Below are 19826 nucleotides of genomic sequence, written 5' to 3' on the forward strand. Positions count from 1 at the left end.
TAGCTTAAGCGCCCACGCTGTGCCGCCCCCAATTGACCCTGAATAGCCGACGGCGAGCTGACGCGGCACTGCGACGAAGGGCGGTCGGCGGCCGCATGAGCGCACACTTTTGTACGTTTTCTGCGGGGATTTCCGTACCGGGTTGAGCGCTCGCGGCGATCTCGTCGTGGGCGTTAGCGGAGGTGCTTCTTGATCCTGGCCAGCATCGCCGACATGCCGCGCAGCCGCAGCGGGCTGATCAATGCGGCCAGCCCTAGGTCGGTGTAGAAGTCGTCGGGCACGGCAAGGATGTCGTCGGCCGACTGTTGGTCGAGGCCCTGGGCCAGGATGGATGCGAATCCCCGTGTGGTCGGCGCCTCGGGTGGCGCGCTGAAATACAAGCGCACGTGGTCCCGGTCCTCCGTGTCGACATGCAGGAACAGCGGCGACTGGCATTCGGGCACCGGTTCCATCGCCGCCTCTTCGAGGTCGGCGGGCAGTGCAGGGAGCTCACCGGCGAACTCCAGCAGCAGCTGCAGTTTGTCCTGGCCGGCCACTTCTTGGAAATCCGACACCACTTCGGCCAGTGGCGCTGGCATGGTCATGGCGCGTCGCCGGGCTCTTCCCCAACGGCGACGGGCACGCGCACGGCATTGCCCCATTCGGTCCATGAGCCGTCGTAATTGCGCACACCTGGAAGGCCGAGCAGATGGGTCAGCACGAACCAGGTGTGGCTGGACCGCTCGCCGATGCGGCAGTACACGACGGTCTTGTCCTGCGGCGTCAGGAAGCCGTACAGCTCTTCGAGATCTTTGCGGCTGCGGAATCGGCCGCTGTCCTGGGCGGCCTTGGCCCACGGGATGGAGCGTGCGGTCGGGATGTGGCCCCCGCGCAGCGCACCTTCCTCGGGGTAGTCCGGCATGTGGGTGCGTTCGCCGGTGTACTCGAGCGGCGAACGGACGTCGATCAGCGGCTGTTTGCCGAGGATGCCGAGCACATCGTCCTTGAACGCCCTGATCGGCGTGTCGTTGCGCTCGACGACGGGGTAGCCGGTGGTCGGCTTGTTCGGCACGTCGAGGTTGGTGTCCCGGCCGTCGGAGATCCACAGGTCGCGGCCGCCGTCGAGCAGGCGGACGTCGGGATGGCCGAAGAGGGTGAACACCCACAACGCGTAGGCCGCCCACCAGTTGCTCTTGTCGCCGTAGATGACGACCGTGTCGTCGCGGGAGATGCCCTTGCGGTTCATCAACTCCGCGAACTGCTCACCGTTGATGTAGTCGCGGACATGCGGGTCGTTGAGGTCGATGTGCCAGTCGATCTTCACCGCGCCGGGAATGTGTCCGGTGTCGTAGAGCAGCACGTCTTCGTCGGACTCGACGACGGCCAGGCCCGGCCTGCCGAGGTTGCCTGACAGCCAGTCGGAAGTGACGAGCCGTTCCGGGTGGGCGTAGGCGGCGAGGGCGGGGTCGGGATCGGGAGGAAGTGGCACCCCACGAGCCTACAGCGGGTTGTCAGACCAGAGATCGGCGATCGACAGCCCCGCGCGGGCGAACAATCGGCGCATCGTTGGCAGCGAAAGGCCCACCACATTCGAGGGATCGCCGTCGATGCCGTCGACGAACCAGCCGCCCAACCCGTCGATCGTGAAGGCGCCCGCCACCCGCAATGACTCCCCGCTGGCCAGATACGCCGTCAGGTCCGCATCTGTCGGGTGAGCGAACCTGACTGTGGTGGAGCCGAATTCGACCCCGCGGTGTGTTTCGGCACCGTCGTACAGCCGGATCGCGCAGTGCCCGGTGTACAGCACGCCCGAGCGGCCGGACATGGTGGCCCACTGCCGTCGCGCTTCGGCGCCGGAACCCGGCTTACCTCGCAGCCCACCGTCGATGAACAGCATCGAATCACAGCCGATGACAACACAATCCGTGCTCAGTTCCGGATCGAGATCGACGATGACCTGCTCGGCCTTTGCGGCTGCCAGTGCGTTGGCGACGTCACCCGGTGCGGCGTCGGGGCGCTGCGCGGCGATGACGGCATCCTCGTCGACGCCGGAGACAACGACAACGGGATCGATTCCGGCCTGGCGCAAAACGTTCAGCCTGCCGGGTGAGGCCGATGCGAGAACGACCCGCGTCACGGCTTCCGATGCATCCGGTCGAGATCTTCACAAGGTTCGCCTTCGGCCATGGCTCAAACGTAATGGTTCGACCCAAGTAGGCGGGCCCGATGGCTCGCGTCGCGCGTTTTGCCGCATTGCCCCGTACGGTCACGGTATGTCTGCCAAACACCGTCGACCCTCGAGGGCGCGCGTGTGGCGGCGTCGGATGTGGCTGGCGGGTAGCACCGGTGTGGTGGTGATAGTCGCGGTCGTCGCGGTCGTCGGCAACCGGCAGTTCAAGCACGCGAGCGAGGATCCGCTCACGCACGCTGACGCCGTGGTGGTTCTCGCCGGCGAACATGACGGCCGCGAAGCCTATGGGGTTCAGTTGGCCGAAAAGATCGGCGCGCCAACGGTATTGATGTCGGACCCATATCCGTCTGAAGACGCCGCGATGAAACCGTGGTGCGGTAAGCGCCGCGGTGAAGTGCGGGTGATCTGCGATCGCCCGTCGCTGTTGACGACACGCGGTGAGGCGATGATGGCCCGAAAATACGGCCGAGAACTGGGCTGGCGCCGCATCGTGGTGGTCAGTTGGCGGTTCCATCTCCCACGAGCACGGTTCATCTTCGGGCAGTGCTATTCGGACGATCCCGCCCAGGTCGTCATGCAGGCGGTGCCGAGGTCGTATAGCCAGTCGTTCGCCTACTGGGAAACCACCTACGCCTATCAGTACGCGGGCTTCGCCAAGGCCGCCCTGGAAGGGCTTTGCCCGCGCTGATCAGACGAATTTGTTCATGATGTGAAGCGCTCCCCGAACGAAGATCAGTCCCACAGCGGCGAACGCGACCCCACAGGCGACGTTCGCGGCGAGCGACAACGACGCGCGCTTCAAATACGTTGTGACATCAGCGCGGGAGCGGATCGCCGAAGGTGAGTTGATAGCCAATGTCATCGATCCCGCCGCGGCGACTCCGCCGAAGGCAAATGCTTTCGCCCATTCTGGCTTTGGCCAGTGCATGGATAGTCCGGTCAGGATGCCCGCGAGCGCGCATACCGCCATTACTGCCGGCGATACGGCGGGACCGGGTCGATCGATGCTGCGGTGCGCCGGCCGCCGCAGGGTGACAGCGGCTCCGGCCATCGCGCCGCCCGCCAGTGCGACGAAGTTGACGAAGCTGAGTGTCGGCGACATCTACTCGACGTCTCGGCGTTGAATTGCGACCGCCAGCAGGACCCCTGCCGCCAGTCCGGCGATGGCGCACAACGGAACCGCGGCGATGTACGCAACGCAAACACGAGGGGTCGCCGAGATCGCGATGATTACCAGAATGCCGATACTCGAGGCTGTTCCGACGAATGCGCCAACGGCGGTCCTTGCCAGCTGAAACCGGTCGCCAACCGATATCAGTCCCCACACGAAGAGCCCCGAAATGGTTAGCGCCAACGTGGGAACAAATTGCGCCTCGGCGGGCCAGAAGGACAGCGTTGCGAAGCGCGCTGCCGCTCCACATGCCGCCCCGCCCAGCACTGCCGGAGCCCGGCGGGAAGTCCGCTGCGGCGTCGTGTGCTGCATCGGCCAAAGCTAGCCGCCGCCGGCCGAATGCGCCCGCTCGGCGATAAGCGAAGCACCTTCTACTGACGGGATATCCGCTTGGACCTGCACCACGCGCGTCATCGGCGCATGTGTGTCCGCTCAACCATCGTCACCAGCTGCCAGCTGGTGGGTGCGTAGCGCAGCTTGTCGACCGGATGGCCCCACAGGTTGAGTTCCTGCGGGCCCGCTTCGACGCGCCCACCCGTGGCGGCGCTGAGCACCGCTACCAACGCGGCGACTTCCTCTGTGCTGGGCTCGCCCTTGACCACGTTGATCTCGTCGACCGCCTGCGACGGCGGGTCGTCGATGGTCATCTCACGCGGGTCGCTGACCTCGGTGATGTGGGTTTCGTCGTGGCTCACAGTCGTCCGATCGTTCGCTCGCTCACAGGGGGTCCGATCGTTCGCTCGCTCACAGTGGAATGTTCCCGTGCTTCTTGGGCGGTGTCTGGGTGATCTTGCGTTCCAGCAGCCGCAGTGCGGTGGCGACGTAGCCCCGGGTGTGCGACGGCGGGATGACCGCGTCGACATAGCCCCGCTCGGCGGCGATGTACGGGTTCACCAGGGTGTCCTCGTAGTCCTGCTGAAGCTCCAGGCGCAGCGCGTCGACGTCCTTGCCCTCCTTCGCGGCCTCCTTGAGCTGCCCCCGGTAGACGAAGCCGACCGCGCCGGATGCACCCATGACGGCGATCTGGGCCGTCGGCCAAGCGACGTTGACGTCGGCGCCCATCTCCTTGGAGCCCATGACGCAGTAGGCGCCGCCGTAGGCCTTGCGGGTGATCACGGTGATCTTGGCGACCGTGGCCTCGCCGTAGGCGTAGAGCAGCTTGGCGCCGCGCCGGATGATGCCGTTGTATTCCTGCTCGGTGCCGGGCAGGAAGCCGGGCACGTCGACAAGCATGACGATCGGGATGTTGAAGCAGTCGCAGGTCCGGATGAACCGGGCGGCCTTCTCCGAGGCGTTGATGTCCAGGCAGCCGGCGAACTGGGTGGGCTGGTTGGCCACGATGCCGACCGGACGGCCGTCGACGCGGCCGAACCCGACCAGGATGTTGGTCGCATAGCCCTGCTGCACCTCGAGGAACTCGTCGTCGTCGAGGAGGCGGGTGATCACCTCGTGCATGTCGTACGGCTGGTTCGGGGAGTCCGGGATCAGCGTGTCCAGCTCGAGGTCCTCTTCGTTGAGGGTGTCCTCGATCGCGCCCTGCGGGACCTCGGCCGGATACCGCGGGGGATCGGAGTAGTTGTTGCTCGGCAGGTAGGACAGCAGGTCGCGGACGTAGTCGAAGGCGTCCTGCTCGCCGGAGGCGACGTAGTGCGCGAGGCCCGACTTGGCCATGTGGGTGTGTGCGCCGCCGAGTTCCTCCATCGTCACCTCTTCGCCGGTGACGGTCTTGATCACGTCAGGGCCGGTGATGAACATCTGGCTGGTCTGGTCGACCATCACGACGAAGTCGGTCAGCGCGGGGGAGTAGACGTGGCCGCCCGCGGCGGCGCCCATGATCAGCGAGATCTGCGGGATGACGCCCGATGCCTTGATGTTGTTGTGAAAGATGTTGCTGTACAAGCCAAGTGAGACGACGCCTTCTTGGATGCGGGCGCCGGCACCGTCGTTGATGCCGATGAGCGGGCGGCCGGTCTTGAGCGCCAGGTCTTGCACCTTGACGATCTTCTCGCCGTACACCTCGCCGAGGCTGCCGCCGAATACAGTTGCGTCCTGGCTGAAGATGCAGACGTCGCGGCCGTCGATGGTGCCGTAGCCGGTGACCACGCCATCGCCCAGCGGGCGGTTCTCGGCCAGGCCGAAGTTGACGCTGCGGTGCCGCGCCAGGGCGTCGAGCTCGACGAAGGAGTCCTCGTCGAGCAGGGCCAGGATGCGCTCGCGGGCGGTCAGCTTGCCCTTGGCGTGGACTTTCTCCACCGCCTTTTCACCGACCGGGTGCAGCGTCTCTTCCGCGCGCTTTCGCAGGTCGGCCAGCTTGCCAGCCGTGGTGTGGATGTCGATCGTGTGCTCGGCGGATGGCTCGGCGGTGTGGTCCGCGGTGTCCTTGGTACTGCTCGTCATGGGTGTCGATGCTATCGGGTGCGTGGGCGGCCGGCCCCGTGGTGGTGTGCAAGCGGGCAGACAGCAGAATGGCATCAGATTCAACACAGCGCTATGACAGGGCTGTCTGTTGTGTCGCCGAAGTACATAGCTGGCGCGGATCGCGTACCACACGAACTTGAATCTCGATGGCGTTCTGGTCGCAGCAGTCTTGTGCTGGCATCGAGTTCGCCGAATTGCTGCGCTCGGAGTCGAAGGGGTGGGTGGTCATTCGATCCCGACGCCATAAGGCGTGATCGTCAACCTTCGTCTGGTGACCGATGACCGCCTCCACGGCTCTCGAGCGTCTTGTCAAGGGTCTGGCGTCCCCGGTGAGCGCGTCGTCAACGAAACGCATCACCTCGTGAACCGGGAAACCGCAGCTCACGGCTTGGTCGCGCCCCGAAAAGACCCGGGATCATGAGATGAGGCAGCGATCCGAAGGTAGCAACGAATCTTTGCTGGAGCTTGTCGCCAAGCCAACTGCGGATGCTCCGCAGACTGCTGTGGCACATCAGTTTCAGAAAGATCCTCCGCCGTACGCAGCGGTGGTGATCAATAATCTTTATGTCAGCAAACGCGATTACTATCTGACGAAACACATTTGGCACTCCGCCGGTGCTCGTGATTCCACGTGCAGGAATTATCGTCACGGTTCGGGTCACTAATAACGTGCTCGCTGACGAGTTGCCGGACTACGTTGTGGCTATCCATGGCTCCCCGTCGATGTGCGGAGCGGTGCAAACGTGTCGCGGGTTTCTGTTCTCGGGGCGACAACGGTGCAGCTGACGGACGCCACTGCCGGGGGGGAGCAATCGACGCTATTCACTGGTGTCGAACAGAGTCGCCGAATCCTCAACGCACAGCTGACAATAGAGCGAGGCTGCTCTCGAGTCGCTCTTCGTACTCACCGAATGCCGACGTCACCGTGCGCACCGGGTGCCCCATTCGACTGTTGCTGTACACCGCACCCCCGTAGTGTTGGTTCCCGAGTGCCTGGGATGTGTCAAGGCGCCCGACTGTTGAGACCTCACTTTGGTTTGCTCCTACTCTCATTGGTGAACTGCGACTACTCTCATTAATGAGCTGCGTCGAAATCGCAAAAGGTATACTTCCCGCAGATCGCGACGTCGGATGACGGAGCACGGGGGCAGGGGCACGCAGTAATCAAGGGGGGGCATTGAATCTGCAGGACTTCGCAAAGCTGCTGCGTTCTCGGTGGATTACCGTGGGCGTCACGATGGTGGTCGCCGTTTTGGGGGCCGTCGCAGTGACTTTGCTAACGACACCGCTGTACCAAGCGTCGACGAGGCTATTCGTATCGACCACGGCCGGCTCATCATTATCCGATGTGTACCAGGGTAATCGCTTCTCCCAAGAACGCGTGGTCTCCTATGCCGAGCTGCTTACGGGCGAGACGCTGGCTCAGCGCACTATCGACAAACTCGGCCTGGGTATGAGTGCAAAAGCGCTTAAAGAGAACATCAAGGCGACTGCGAAACCCGATACCGTCTTGATAGATGTGGCGGTGCTCGACGAATCACCCGTCCGCGCTCGTGACATTGCCAACACCTTGGCCGACGAGTTCGTCGTCATGGTACGCGAATTGGAAACTCCGGAGGACGGAACGCCGCCCGATGCTCGCGTTGTCGTCGAGCAACGCGCGTCGATTCCCGACCGCCCGGTGATTCCGAAGGTCGCTCGCAATATTGCTGCCGGTGTGGCGCTGGGCTTGTTGTTGGGAGTAGGCCTTGCAGTACTACGCGATCGGTTCGACAACACAGTCAAGGACGGAAAGACTTTCGAGGAGATCACTGGCGTCGGATTGGTCGGCAGCATTCCGCTCGACAAGGAGCGCAGGAAGGAAGCAGCGATATCTTTCGGTAGCGAGAACTCGGGGATCGCCGAAGCATTTCGCAAACTCCGGACCAACTTGCAGTTCCTCGCAGTCGATAATCCGCCGCGCCTGATCGTCGTCACCAGTTCTATGCCGGGCGAGGGCAAATCCACTACGGCGATAAATATTTCACTGGCGTTGGCAGAAGCCGACCACAACGTAGTGCTCGTCGATGGCGACATGCGACGCCCCATGTTGCACAAGTACCTCGACTTGGTCGGGTCCGCAGGATTCAGCACCGTGCTTAGTGGCGCAGCATCACTTTCCGAGGTGCTGCAGAAGACACGTTTCCCAGGCTTGACCGTCCTCACCTCGGGAACCGTCCCGCCGAATCCGAGCGAACTACTTGGGTCGTTGGCAGCCCAAAAGGTGCTTGGCGAAATGCGTGCGCAATTCGACTATGTCATCGTGGATTCGTCACCGCTGCTTGCGGTCACCGATGCCGCGATTCTGGCGGCCAATTCCGATGGTGTGCTCATCATGGCCCGATTCAAGCAAACCAAGCGGGAGCAACTTGCACACGCGATCGGAAATCTTCAGGATGTGGGCGCTGCACTGCTCGGGGCGGTATTCACGATGACGCCCACCCGCGGACATGCGTCCTACAACTACAGCTACAGTTACTACGGCGATGACAACGCGCGGCGACAACCGCCGAATCCTGCACGGCCTAGCGGGGAGGTCACGCAGCCGGCCGGCGGAAGGCGTAGGGCGGCTGAATGAGCGTGCATTGGCGGTCGAGTTGCGCGGCGCGGGGGCAGGACGTTACCGGCCCCGTCGCGAATCGTGACGCCAGTGCGGGGCCTGCGAAGGATGGCTGAGATCAGCCCGCCCCGCGTGTCGGCGGTTATCCGCGCTCACAACGAAGGCGAGCACATCGGCCGACTGCTTAAGGGATTCGAGCAGCAAACCGTCAAACTCGATGAGATCATCCTGGTCGATTCGGGCTCTACGGATGACACTGTCGCGATCGCCGAGGCCGCCGGTTGCACCATCGTGAATATCGCCAAGAGCGAATTCTCCTTCGGTCGGGCGCTCAATAGGGGCTGCGCCGCCGCGAATGGCGACATCCTGCTGTTCGCCTCGGCCCATGTCTACCCGGTGTACAACACGCACGTCGAGCACATCGTCAGCGCGTTTGACCGCGACAACGTCGCTATAGCCTACGGACGCCAGATCGGAGACGAGCGAACCAAGTTTTCCGAATCACGGGTGATGCTGAAATGGTTTCCCAATCAAAACATCTGGGACCAGGGCCATCCGTTCAGCAATAATGCCAACGCGGCGGTACTGAAGTCGGTATGGCAGGAATCTCCCTATGACGAGACACTCACCGGCCTTGAGGATCTCGACTTTGCCAAGAAGGCCCTCGACAGAGGGTACAAGATCGCATATGTCGCGGATGCGCCGGTGGTCCACGTGCACGAAGAGACTTGGAGCACGATCCGGAACAGATACAGGCGTGAAGCAATGGCCTACGCTCGCATCGTCGAAGGGTCGCAGATGTCACTGGCGAACGCCCTCGAGCTTGCTTTGTCGAACATCGCCGGTGACTACCGGGAGGCGGTCAAGGCCAACCGCCTACGCAGCAACGTCTTGAGCATCCCGCAGTTCCGATTCGCACAGTTCATTGGTGCGTGGCAGGGTTTCCGCGCCCCCAACCATGTGTCGGAGCGATTGCTGCAGCGCTTCTATTACCCGCCGGAGTCCCAGCAGAGCTACGACCTCCCGCCTGCGCCCGGCCGCAAGATCATGTATTCCGAAGACGCGTAGATAACGGTAGTAGAGACTGATGACCCGCAATGTCGCGATCGTCCCGATGCGTCACAACAGTGAGCGCGTTCCGGGGAAGAACTACCGCCCACTAGCGGGAGTTCCGCTCTACCACCACGTCGTTCGTATGTTGAGTTCGGTCGCCGGAATCGACCTGATCGTGATTGACACCGACAGCGAATTCATCATTCAGGACTGCGCCGATAACTTCCCGCACGTACAGGTGCTTCTGCGCCCGGTCCATTTGCGTGATGGCGCGATCGCCATGAACGACGTGCTGCTCAACACGCTCGATCAAGTCGAGGCCGACATCGTGCTACAGACACACTCGACGAACCCATTTCTCAAGGCCGACACGGTATCTGCCGCACTTGAACTCTTCGCTAGGCCCGACCGTCAATTCGACTCCGTATTCAGCGTGACGCGCCTGCAGGCGCGCCTCTGGGACGCCGATACCCGCCCAGTCAATCACGATCCGTCCGTCTTGCTTCGAACACAAGATCTTGCACCGCTGTTCATTGAGAATTCGTGCTTCTTCATATTTACTCCTAGCTTGCTGAGGGAGCGTGGCACTCGCATCGGGGAACGTCCATTCATGGTCGAGATTGCGCCGCTGGAGGCGGTCGACATCGATATAGAAGAGGATTTCTCCCTGGCGGCGGCCATTGCAGAGCGCGGCGGGATCACTCTATGAGCGAGCCGCTGATTCTTGTGACCTGCCGGCAGATGCAGGTCGAACTCCCGCGATACCGCGAACGCATCGAGAACCTCGGATACGACGTCGTAGCGCCGGAACTTGCTGGGCGGCAACAGTTTACCGCCTCCGAACTGCTCGACTACAGCCATCGCCTGGTGGGTATCATTGCCGGCGATGACGAGCTCAATCGTGAGTTCTTCGACGGAGCCGCCAAACTCAAGACGGTGATCCGCTGGGGGATCGGCATGGATTCCGTCGACCACGACGCCGCCCGACAACACGGTGTGACCGTTCGCAATACCCCGGGCGTCTTCAGCCACGAAGTCGCTGACTCGGCGTTCGGCTACATTCTGAACCTCGTGCGGGGCTACATCGACGTGGACGCTGCCGTCCGCCGGGGGGAGTGGCCCAAGCTCGAAGGAATAACACTTGCCGGGGCACGGCTGGGAATTGTGGGCTTCGGCGCGATCGGACGCGAGGTCGCCAAGCGCGGACAGGGTTTCGGCATGGACGTCGTCGCGTTCGACCCCTACGTCGACGGGGCGTCGGCGGACGTATCAATCGTCGATATTGACCAGCTGCTGAAAACGAGTCGCTTCATCGTTCTCGCCTGTCCGCTTACCCCCGAGACATTCCATCTCATCAACGCCGAGCGCCTAGCCTTGGCGCGCTCGGACGCATATCTGATCAATGTGGCGAGGGGTCCGGTTGTCTTGGAAGCGGACCTGATCGGTGCCCTCAAGAGCGGGCGGCTTGCTGGTGCTGCGCTCGACGTCTTCGAAGTCGAGCCTCTGCCGCTGGACAGCGAATTCCGGACACTGCCGAATGTCGTGCTTGGAGCACACAATGCGTCGAACACCCGTGAGGGCGTGGTACGGGCGAGCAACGCTGCAGTCGACTTCCTCATCGAGGAGCTCGCGCGATGAGCCGCGCGGTCATCGTCACGGGGGCTGCCGGCGGGATCGGCGCGGCGCTGTGCGAACGGGTGCGCAAAGACGGATACATTGCGATCGGGATCGACCGCTACGCTGCGCCGGCGGCCGATATCGACCTCCAGCACGACCTGAGCAAGTCCGAGCAGCTCGTGGACGTTGGTCGGGAACTGGCCAGGGACTACGACCTGAAGGCCCTCGTGCACAACGGCGCGGTTCAGCCCATCGCACGGGCAGGCGAGACATCCCTCGATGAATGGGTAAATGCTTTGCGGGTCAACGTCATCGCCGTCGACGCGCTGACGTCGGGCACCCGCGAGAACCTCGCCGCCAATCAGGGTTCAGTTGTGGTCATAAGCAGTGTGCACGGGCGCGCGACAACGGGCGGGATCACGGCCTACGCCACGACCAAGGCGGCGCTGGAGGGCTGGGTCCGCTCGGCCGCGATGGACCTCGGACCCGACATCCGTGTCAACGCCGTCTGTCCGGGAGCAATCGACACCGCGAAGCTCCGTGAGGGTTTCGCACGCTGGGGAGAGTCGATGGAAGCGCGCAAAGCGGTGTTGCGCGAGCGAACAGCGCTGGGCCGGATTGGCGAGCCGAGCGAAGTCGCAGGGGCTGTCTCATTTTTGATCGGTGACGACGCCCGCTTCGTCACCGGCACCGTTCTTGTCGTTGACGGTGGAGCAACTGCACGTCTCGGTACCGAGTAACGGTGCCCGCGCCCGGGTCGAACGTGCGCCGAAATTCACGGGGATGTAGGTGTGAATCCGTCTTAGACGGGCGGCAAAGCCGTTGCCGTCATTCACGGTTGGGCTAGGCATGGGACAACTTGGGCGAACCGGACGGGCAGTAGCGACTTACATGCTCCTTGCTACGTTGCAGCGTGGTATTTCGTTCCTGATTCTCCCGTTCCTTTCACATGCGATGTCGCCCGTGGAGTTCGGCGCTGCCTCCACGCTGACGGCGACGGCACTGCTAGTAACTGCTGTCGTCGGTGCACCGCTGATACAGCTGGTAATCCGTGCGGCGGCTCGAGGCGACGAAGACGGGCCCGCCCTGCTTCGTATCGCCGGCATATATTGCTACTTCGTGTTGCCCATCGCGGTGGCGGTTGCGGGTGCGCTAGTAGCACTGTTTGTGCCCGAGGTGCTCGGGGTGAACGGCACAATTTGGGGGATCGAACTTCTCGCGATCGGCTTTCAACCCGCCGCGTCTATTTATGCCCTATGGGTGGCGCAGGCACGTGAGGATCTCGCCAGATTCGCGTGGCTTTCCTCAACGACGGTTCTAGCGACAGCAGCGTCGAAGATCGTGCTCGTCGTCATACTCGAGTTGGGCGTGCTCGGATGGGTCCTCTCCGACTTGATCAGTGCAGTCCTTTCGGCGATCGTGGCGGTATTGCTTGTGCGGCTGCCGCATGCACGGATTACTAGTGACCATGCTCGGGCAGTTCTGAGATTCGCCCTGCCTCTTATCCCCCACAGTGCATCAATTTGGGCGTTGAATAGTCTGAGTCGTCCCGCAATGGCTGCGGTTTCCTCTCTGGAACAGGTTGGGTTGCTGGCATTCGGCTTGAATCTCGCGTCGGTTGCCGGGCTAGTGTTGGGAGAAATCAACCGCGCTGTGCTCCCCCGCTACTCGCGTGAGAATTTCCGGGCCCCATCCCACGAAACTCTTGCCCCCGTCAGGTGGCAACTCGTCAGCGCATTCGTTATCCCCGCAATTATCGGCTCCACTGTGGCGGTCGCTGGCCCACTCATCATCGCCGATGCGTACTGGCCGTCTTTCCCCCTGACGGGAACATTGCTCATCAGTCAAGCGGCGTATGGCCTCTACCTCATACCAATGAACTACCTGACGCAAACAGCAGGGCTACCGAAGTACAGTCCCCTTGCATCAGGTGGAGGCGCAGTACTCATCCTCGTCGCGATTCTGCTATTGGGTCATAAGTATGGCGCTGCCGGGGTCGCCTATATAACCGTCGTAGGTTACGTGATAATGGCGGTCCTGGCCTTGATGCTTGTCAGAGGCCTGAGATTGGACATTGCGTGGAATTCGTGGCTGACAGATTGGCCAGCAATTCTTTTTGGTGCGTTAGCACTAATTTGCGGCATCGTCGCGCTTTCGGAGCCCGTGGGCTCAAGCGCCGTATGGATTTTCGTAGGGACGTCGCTGGTTTCTGCGCTGGGCGCGATCATCTTGACCGCGCGTGGAAAGCACTCCCTGACATAGATAACATGGGTACACTTGCACAAGCCGCCTGGACGATGTCCTAATGACATGACGGACTCTATGTCTCGTCGGAAGGAGAACCCGATGGCCTCCCGACGAGTTGCGACCGCAACCACGTTTGCCGCTCCTGAAATCCGGCTTGACCCGCTAGCTGTTCGTCGGCGTGTCGACTAAGCGTTTGTTAGCGCCACTTGCCATGCGAGGTCGGTTTTCGGCTCGCGTAATTGTCCCCGCAGATGGTACCGAACCGGACTGGATCGTCCTGCTGCTCCCGACTGCCATCGCGATTCGAGTGTTCAGCGCTGAAGGCTCGCTGCTGATCATCGGATTCTTTCTTGCCGCAGCCTACATCCGTAGATTCGACGCCAAATTCCAGCTCAATGCCGGTCCCTTAGTTCTGCTGTTCCTGTCGTGCGCAATTGTTTTCAGCAGGCCGGCGGGCATTGGGCCGCTGCTCAACCTACTTCTTGTCTTCGCGCTTGTTGTCCGCCTCGTAACCACGGTTGATGCCCGGAGAATCATTGCCTCGCTGATTGATGGTTGCGGACTGTACTTGTTCGCCAACGTCTGCTTTTACGCAGCGGGGTTGCAGTCACCGTCGACGGACTTTCGGCTAGGTGGTCTGGTCGAGTCAACAGGCTTTGTGCGTATTGTGTATCCCCTGACGTCTTCCATAAATTCCCCGCCAATAATCGCCGCTGTTTACATCGCATCTTCGATCTTCCTCATAAGACAACCAGGGTCGGTTCGACGCTCTTTTCGACTGATGTTTTTTGTGGCCGCAATCATCGTGCTGGTCGGCTCCGGAAGCCGAGGGGCACTGGCAAGCGCTGTAGCCTTGTCGCTACTCGTATTGTGCCTCCCTGTCGTCACCCGGTGGTTGGTGCAAGCAACAACATTGCTGGCTGCAGTTTCCGCCCTTGTTCTGCCGAGCATCATTGTCTCGATACAGTTTATCGTTACGCCGCTCATGTCATTGGCGCCCGGTCGAATAAGTGACGCAAGATCAATTGCGACGCTCGAGAGCCGCGAATATGTATGGGATCATTCGATCAGGTATTGGAATGACTGGGTGAACGACGTGCCCCACCTGCTATTCGGGTATGGCGTTAATGGTCAGTATCGATCAGGTGCCTCTTTTAGCTACAGTGAGGCGTTAGCATCGCTGATCAGACACTCCGAGCTTGCGTACGTCCATAATTCCTTTCTTCAGCAAGTGTTTGACGGGGGAGTTATTGGATGGCTCCTTTTCGTGCTGGCCACATATTGGGCTGGCACACGTTTCGCCCGTCGACGACGTGATTGGGGGGTTACCGCGATAGTTGCGATGGCCGTCTTACTTCTGGGCGCGATGACTGAGGCGACGATGGCGCCTGGCGTGGCTCAGGAGAGCTTCTGGGTGTTTTTGGTTCTTGTTGGCATTGCCTGTCAAGCGAGCGGCACGCGAGCCGTCGACGGCAGTTCCGAACGCCAAGATGCCACGACCTCCCAGGACTTGAAGGACTCGGCCAGCGCCGAGCTGAAGCGGACGCTGACGCCAGTCCGCGCTGGCGACGTCCGTGCCACAACCAGACAGGGCCGGGACTAACAACATGCCGTTCGTATACAACCCGTGGCGGCAGTCCAAATCTTCGCGCCGTCAGCGCGTCATAGCGCGAGCAGTCAAGCCCCTGACACGCTTGGGCTTGGCGGCGGGCTTCTTGAACATCGATTATTCGTACGTTCATGGCGATCCTGGTCGCCTCACACTTGGGCAGCGGTGCTCTATAATGAATACATTGTTCAATACGGTCTCGGGAGAAATCCGCATCGGCGACGACACATTGTTCTCACACAATTGCATGGTTTTGACCGGTACTCACCGCTTTCACGGGGGCCAGAGAGTCAGCTTATCGGACTATGATGCCCTGGCTGAGGTTCCTTTATCCGGGCGCGACGTAGTCATCGGTCGGGGATGCTTCATCGGGGCCGGATCCATCATAATTGGGCAGGTGACCATCGGTGACAATGCACGCATAGGTGCGGGCTCTGTCGTTACCCGCAACATTCCTGCCGGCGCTTTCGCAGCCGGCGTTCCGGCCCAAGTGCGATTTGTCGATGTCCCGGATGAAGTGCCCGCACTCGATCGTTCCGACGAGGAATCCGATTCCGATGCCTAATTTCATTAGAAGACAAACGGCTAAGTCTCTCCTGCATGATGACCCTCTTGCGGCCTGAGTCGGGCTAGTTCGGTGCACATCGTGTGTGTTGATCTCGGCCCGTGCATTGGCGAGTTTCCTGCCGTTCAGGTTTGGGTACCGATGAGTATTCGCAGGCGATTTCGTGCGTCGCGCTGAGCGGTTCACATATCCGGTGGCAGTCCACGGGGAAGGGCCTTTCTGGGATTCACGCAGCAATAGGCTCATGTGCATGGACGTCCTGGCGGGCACCATCGTGGCCATCGATTCTTTCGGTGGCCCGCACCGCTATCCGGTGCCCAGTCGTGCCGCGACAGTGATCAGGCACCGGACGAACTCGGGGTTCGTCATCGCCACAGAGCACGGCGTCGTTGTCGCCGATGACGGACTGACCTCCTTCGAAACTGTCGCCGAGGTGATCCAGAACACGGCGATGAGGACCAACGACGGTGGTTGCGACCCGTTCGGGGGATTCGTCATCGGCACGATGTCCTACAACGAGCAACCCGACAGTGGGGCCGTTTACCGTGTGACTTCAAATGGCCAGGTGTGCAAGATATTGGCGCCAGTGTCGATCTCAAACGGAGTGCAATGGTCTGCTGACGGCTCACGGGTCTATTACATCGATACTCCAACTCGTCGGGTGGACGTGTTCGATGTCGATCCCCGTACCGGCGTATGGTCAGGTCGTCGTCCGCACATCCGGATCGATGGCATGCCCGGATTTCCCGATGGCATGGCGATCGACGAAGAAGAGGGACTCTGGATTGCGATGTGGGGCGCAGGAACAGTTCTTCGCTATGACAACTCGGGTCGGCACATCGACACCATTGCCGTCCCCGGCGTTACCATGGTCAGCTCGTGTGCGTTCGGCGGCAAGTCGCGAGATATCCTCTATATCACTACATCTCGCAAGGACTTACCTCCGGGAAGGGAGCCAAACGCTGGCGCGGTGTTCGCGATGCAGACAGCGGTTCGGGGCGCGGTTCCGGCGGAATTTCCCAGATAGTCATGAGGCTCACTTCACAACCGGCGAACTGCCGTAGCGTCCGCACACGATATGCAACCTATCGGCGGCTTTATAGACTGCGCGCCTGGCACGGGCGGCCGAACTATAGATTGAACGAACGTTCGCACTAAGCGCTCAAGCAGATCGGAGAAGTGGTGCCGACAGTTGCCATCATCGGAACGCGGGGTTACCCCAGTTACTATGGCGGCTTCGAGACGGCAATCCGCAAGCTGGCGCCTTATTTGGCCAACCAGGGTTGGGATGTCACGGTGTATGGCCGTCGCGACGCCACGCGACCGGACGACCGCGATGCCGATTCTCGCGTGGCAACTCGTGTAACTAAAGGCCTGGAAACCAAGAGCTTGAGCACGCTCTCGTACGGGTTCACGTCGACCCTCGACACCGCGTCGCGCAGGCCTGACGTCGCACTTGTAATGAACGTGGCCAACGGCTACTTCCTTCCGCTGCTGAAGGCACGCGGCGTTCCGACGCTTGTAAACGTCGACGGGGTCGAGTGGGAGCGGGCGAAATGGAGCCCGCTGGCGAGGCGAGTCTTCCGTCGTGGCGCCAACTTTACGGCGAAATGGGCCACTGATCTTGTTTTCGATTCGCTGGCGATCGAAAAGTATTGGCATGACACCTTCTCCGTTGGAGGGAGGTTCATCCCCTACGGTGGTGATGTGCCACCGGCGTTGCCTGTGCCGCAAGGGCTGGCGCATCGAAGTTACGTGCTGATGGTTGCAAGGCTGGTTCCGGAAAACAGCGTGCCCCAGTTCTTTCAGGCGATACCAGCGATCGCCGTAAATCATCCGGTGGTAATCGTCGGAAGCTCTGGGTATGGCGGCGAGTGGGACGAAGCCGCAAGGAAATTGGCCAATCACCCAGGAGTAACGTGGCTCGGCCAGGTGAGTAACGACGATCTGCTACTCGCACTTTGGCAGCACGCCGGCGTCTACTTTCACGGCCATAGCGTCGGTGGCACCAACCCGGCACTGGTACAGGCGATGGCGGCAGGAGCTCCCGTCCTAGCTCGAGACACCGTCTATAACCGCGAGGTTTTGGGGCCAGAAGGAGAATTCGTCGCTGCCGATCCGGCAGAAATCGTCGAAACGGTCCATCAATTGATGGCCGATGAAACGAAGCGCGACAAAGCCGCCGAAGCAAACATCCGGCGCGCAAAACAGCACTACTCCTGGACGAAAGTTTGCGCCGATTACGAGCGCGCTCTGCGCGACCTCTTACGGCGCTGAGCTTGGTTCTCTCCATGGGCTGTCGCTGCAACATTTACGGGCGGAAACCACTAACGCGGCCTCGAAGCGAGGCCGCGGGCCCCGAATGTCGGTGACTCCCAGTAACTCTGCGCCCGTAAGGTCGAGTTAGCCAATACACGCATACTCCGATACTGGTTTCGCCACGGCAGTTTCGCCCGCGGTGCTCTCTAGACGACGTGTTCTTCGATGCCGCGCCGCGTGCGCTGGACCGCACAGGAGGGGGCAACTGGTAACAGGGCCCGATCCGGCGATCCTTTCGCCCGGCTACGATGACCATCCATCTATACCGCGATCGCTCTTAAAGGCGCGGCCACGTCGGTGCGCACGTAGTACGCCGAAGCGGCTATGAGGCTCGGCTTAGGGCGCACACCTCGACCACACCCAAGAATCATCAAGTGAAAACGCTGTGGCTAACCCACACCGCGAATCGTGAGCCAAGTCAGGCTAGAGTTACGGCCTCGGAGTTATCTAGGGGGGCCGCGCGTTGCCAGATATTGAGACGGTATTCGAACAGCTTGGTAGTATGCTCGACACGCGGCCCGGCATCAGAGATTCGTACGAGCAGCGTATCGCCACAAAGCCGAAGGTATTAGATATAGGCGGCCGTAACCATTCATCAAATAGTGCTCGGCGACTACGCTTGTTGGGGGCGGGACCATCAACCAGAATCATAGCGACTGACGTCATACCCGATTACGAGCCCGATCTTCTCGACGACATCACTAATACGACGATTCAACCTAACTCTTTTGACGGCGTCTACTGTGATGCCGTTCTTGAGCATGTGACTGATTATCAGATGGCAATTACGAATATTCATTCGATCTTGCGACCCGGCGGCGAGGCTTTCCTATACGTACCTTTCTTCTTCCAGTTCCATGACATAATGGATTACCACCGTTTTACAATTACCGAACTTGCGCGGATGGTCAGTGGCTTCAGCGAAGCTAAGATCTTCGTGCCCGGAAACGGGACTGACGTCGGCTACGGCTGGGTCGTATGGGATGTGATCAGTTATGGAAAGATACGGTCGCTGCCACGGCTCCACTCTGCGCTGGCTTCGATAGTCAATCGAGCACTGGAACTCGCAGTACGCGTATGGTATCGGCGAAAAGCGCGACCGTTCACGCTCGACCAGGCAATCTTCTTTGCCGTAAACCTGAACTACAACCATGGATTCTGCGCATGGGTTCGAAAGTGAGGGTTCCCACGTCCTATAATCACACGGTGCCGTTCAAGAGCCGATTCAATAAACTCATCCGTCAGGTAGCGCTGAGATATAGCGTTCGTAACCGTCACCGGAAGGCCGACCAAATTCTCACATGGCTACGTGAGCGGGATGTCAAAGATGTTCTGCTCGTTGGCACGTTGGGGGACAAGCGCGCCAGTCTCAGTGATCTGTCTAATGCTGATATCGTAGAGCGCAGAATTGCTGATTGCTTCGAAATAAAGATGAGCATTGACATCGAGCCAGCGGTTACAAACTACCCCTTTATGGTTGCTGACGCCCGTGACATGCCGTTTCCAGACGACTACGTTGATTTCGCACTCGCGAACGCGGTGATAGAGCACGTCGGCCAGGAACAGGACCAGCGGAGGATGATAAACGAGATGACGCGGGTTGCTCGCGCCTGGGTTGTCACTACGCCTAACAAATGGTTCCCGGTTGAGTCGCACACATCGGCAGTTTTTCTCCACTGGTTTCCCTCATGGCGAAAGCGACACGAAGTGAACTTCACACGACTCTTGTCGCGGCGGCAGTTTCGTGCGCTCCTGCCGGCCGGCACAGAGGTGTCCGGCGCGCCATGGAGCCCCACATTCCTTGCTCGCTACTCGGAAGGTGACGGCGGCCGCAGCCTCTGATTCCGTGTAGCCTGACTACGGAATCGTTGGGAAATTTAACGTCTGCGCGAAAATGCTGTGCAAATTCCAGTTCACCGGATATTTCGTTATGGACTCGAATACATATCGTATGCGGCCGGTCAGGTGCGGCGGACCGCTCGCTCAGCCCGGCGCGACAAGTCTTCAGCTAGTTTGGGCGGATAGGGCAGTGCTGCTCGGGGTATCAACCGTATCGAC

20 protein-coding genes are annotated in these 19826 nt (G+C 60.8%); 13 read left to right on the forward strand and 7 right to left on the reverse strand.

The window, feature by feature from the left end:
• Positions 1-173 precede the first annotated feature (173 nt).
• Genes D6M19_RS12430 through D6M19_RS12440 form a run of 3 tightly spaced genes read right to left on the reverse strand, consistent with a single transcriptional unit; the run spans position 174 to position 2116 of the window.
• Entirely contained in the window at positions 174-584 is a 411-nt protein-coding gene (locus tag D6M19_RS12430; RefSeq protein WP_123025540.1) for a SufE family protein, read from the reverse strand.
• A complete protein-coding gene (locus D6M19_RS12435; RefSeq protein ID WP_123025541.1) occupies positions 581-1468 on the reverse strand; it encodes a sulfurtransferase in 888 nt (295 codons plus the stop codon). Before D6M19_RS12435 ends, D6M19_RS12430 begins: the two co-directional genes overlap by 4 nt.
• Positions 1469-1477: 9 nt before the next feature.
• Positions 1478-2116 (reverse strand): Maf family protein, encoded by a 639-nt coding sequence (locus tag D6M19_RS12440; RefSeq protein ID WP_123025542.1) that lies wholly within the window; start codon positions 2114-2116, stop codon positions 1478-1480.
• 136 nt (positions 2117-2252) lie between these two features.
• Between D6M19_RS12440 and D6M19_RS12445 the strand changes: the two genes are divergently transcribed.
• Positions 2253-2858: a YdcF family protein gene (locus tag D6M19_RS12445; RefSeq protein WP_234834829.1), complete on the forward strand. Its 606-nt coding sequence runs from the start codon at positions 2253-2255 to the stop codon at positions 2856-2858.
• Here D6M19_RS12445 and D6M19_RS12450 read toward each other — a convergent pair whose 3' ends face one another.
• The 4 genes from D6M19_RS12450 to D6M19_RS12465 form a co-directional block, all read right to left on the reverse strand.
• Positions 2859-3272 carry a hypothetical protein gene (locus D6M19_RS12450; protein WP_123025544.1) on the reverse strand — a complete coding sequence of 138 codons (414 nt, stop codon included), beginning with the start codon at positions 3270-3272 and terminating at the stop codon, positions 2859-2861.
• Positions 3273-3653, reverse strand: coding sequence for a hypothetical protein (locus D6M19_RS34220; protein ID WP_164478457.1), 381 nt, complete (start codon positions 3651-3653; stop codon positions 3273-3275).
• Between the two features lie 98 nt (positions 3654-3751).
• Positions 3752-4036, reverse strand: coding sequence for an acyl-CoA carboxylase epsilon subunit (locus D6M19_RS12460; RefSeq protein ID WP_123025546.1), 285 nt, complete (start codon positions 4034-4036; stop codon positions 3752-3754).
• Between the two features lie 49 nt (positions 4037-4085).
• Complete coding sequence (locus tag D6M19_RS12465) at positions 4086-5738, reverse strand: acyl-CoA carboxylase subunit beta (RefSeq protein ID WP_123025547.1); 1653 nt, start codon at positions 5736-5738, stop codon at positions 4086-4088.
• Between the two features lie 1198 nt (positions 5739-6936).
• Between D6M19_RS12465 and D6M19_RS12470 the strand changes: the two genes are divergently transcribed.
• The 12 genes from D6M19_RS12470 (at position 6937) to D6M19_RS12525 (ending at position 19610) form a co-directional block, all read left to right on the forward strand.
• Positions 6937-8376 carry a tyrosine-protein kinase domain-containing protein gene (locus D6M19_RS12470; RefSeq protein ID WP_123025548.1) on the forward strand — a complete coding sequence of 480 codons (1440 nt, stop codon included), beginning with the start codon at positions 6937-6939 and terminating at the stop codon, positions 8374-8376.
• Between the two features lie 90 nt (positions 8377-8466).
• Complete coding sequence (locus tag D6M19_RS12475; RefSeq protein WP_123025549.1) at positions 8467-9426, forward strand: glycosyltransferase family 2 protein; 960 nt, start codon at positions 8467-8469, stop codon at positions 9424-9426.
• A 19-nt stretch (positions 9427-9445) separates the two neighbouring features.
• Entirely contained in the window at positions 9446-10120 is a 675-nt protein-coding gene (locus D6M19_RS12480) for an acylneuraminate cytidylyltransferase family protein (RefSeq protein WP_123025550.1), read from the forward strand.
• Positions 10117-11049: a phosphoglycerate dehydrogenase gene (locus D6M19_RS12485; protein ID WP_123025551.1), complete on the forward strand. Its 933-nt coding sequence runs from the start codon at positions 10117-10119 to the stop codon at positions 11047-11049. The genes D6M19_RS12480 and D6M19_RS12485 overlap by 4 nt, the downstream gene beginning before the upstream one ends.
• A complete protein-coding gene (locus tag D6M19_RS12490) occupies positions 11046-11768 on the forward strand; it encodes an SDR family NAD(P)-dependent oxidoreductase (protein WP_123025552.1) in 723 nt (240 codons plus the stop codon). The genes D6M19_RS12485 and D6M19_RS12490 overlap by 4 nt, the downstream gene beginning before the upstream one ends.
• A gap of 109 nt (positions 11769-11877) precedes the next feature.
• Complete coding sequence (locus D6M19_RS12495) at positions 11878-13290, forward strand: lipopolysaccharide biosynthesis protein (protein WP_123025553.1); 1413 nt, start codon at positions 11878-11880, stop codon at positions 13288-13290.
• Positions 13291-13453: 163 nt separating this feature from the next.
• Positions 13454-14878, forward strand: coding sequence for an O-antigen ligase family protein (locus D6M19_RS12500; protein WP_164478459.1), 1425 nt, complete (start codon positions 13454-13456; stop codon positions 14876-14878).
• Positions 14879-15059: 181 nt separating this feature from the next.
• The gene (locus D6M19_RS12505; protein WP_234834830.1) at positions 15060-15449 is read left to right on the forward strand and encodes an acyltransferase; all 390 of its coding nucleotides are present in this window, start codon (positions 15060-15062) and stop codon (positions 15447-15449) included.
• Positions 15450-15642: 193 nt separating this feature from the next.
• Positions 15643-16476 (forward strand): SMP-30/gluconolactonase/LRE family protein, encoded by an 834-nt coding sequence (locus D6M19_RS12510; protein WP_268812309.1) that lies wholly within the window; start codon positions 15643-15645, stop codon positions 16474-16476.
• Positions 16477-16631: 155 nt separating this feature from the next.
• Positions 16632-17726: a glycosyltransferase gene (locus D6M19_RS12515; RefSeq protein WP_123025697.1), complete on the forward strand. Its 1095-nt coding sequence runs from the start codon at positions 16632-16634 to the stop codon at positions 17724-17726.
• A 544-nt stretch (positions 17727-18270) separates the two neighbouring features.
• Positions 18271-18948 (forward strand): class I SAM-dependent methyltransferase, encoded by a 678-nt coding sequence (locus D6M19_RS12520; protein ID WP_123025557.1) that lies wholly within the window; start codon positions 18271-18273, stop codon positions 18946-18948.
• Between the two features lie 26 nt (positions 18949-18974).
• Positions 18975-19610 (forward strand): class I SAM-dependent methyltransferase, encoded by a 636-nt coding sequence (locus D6M19_RS12525; protein WP_164478461.1) that lies wholly within the window; start codon positions 18975-18977, stop codon positions 19608-19610.
• The last annotated feature ends 216 nt before the right edge of the window (positions 19611-19826 follow it).

Source organism: Mycolicibacterium stellerae (assembly GCF_003719305.1).
Lineage (GTDB): Bacteria > Actinomycetota > Actinomycetes > Mycobacteriales > Mycobacteriaceae > Mycobacterium > Mycobacterium stellerae.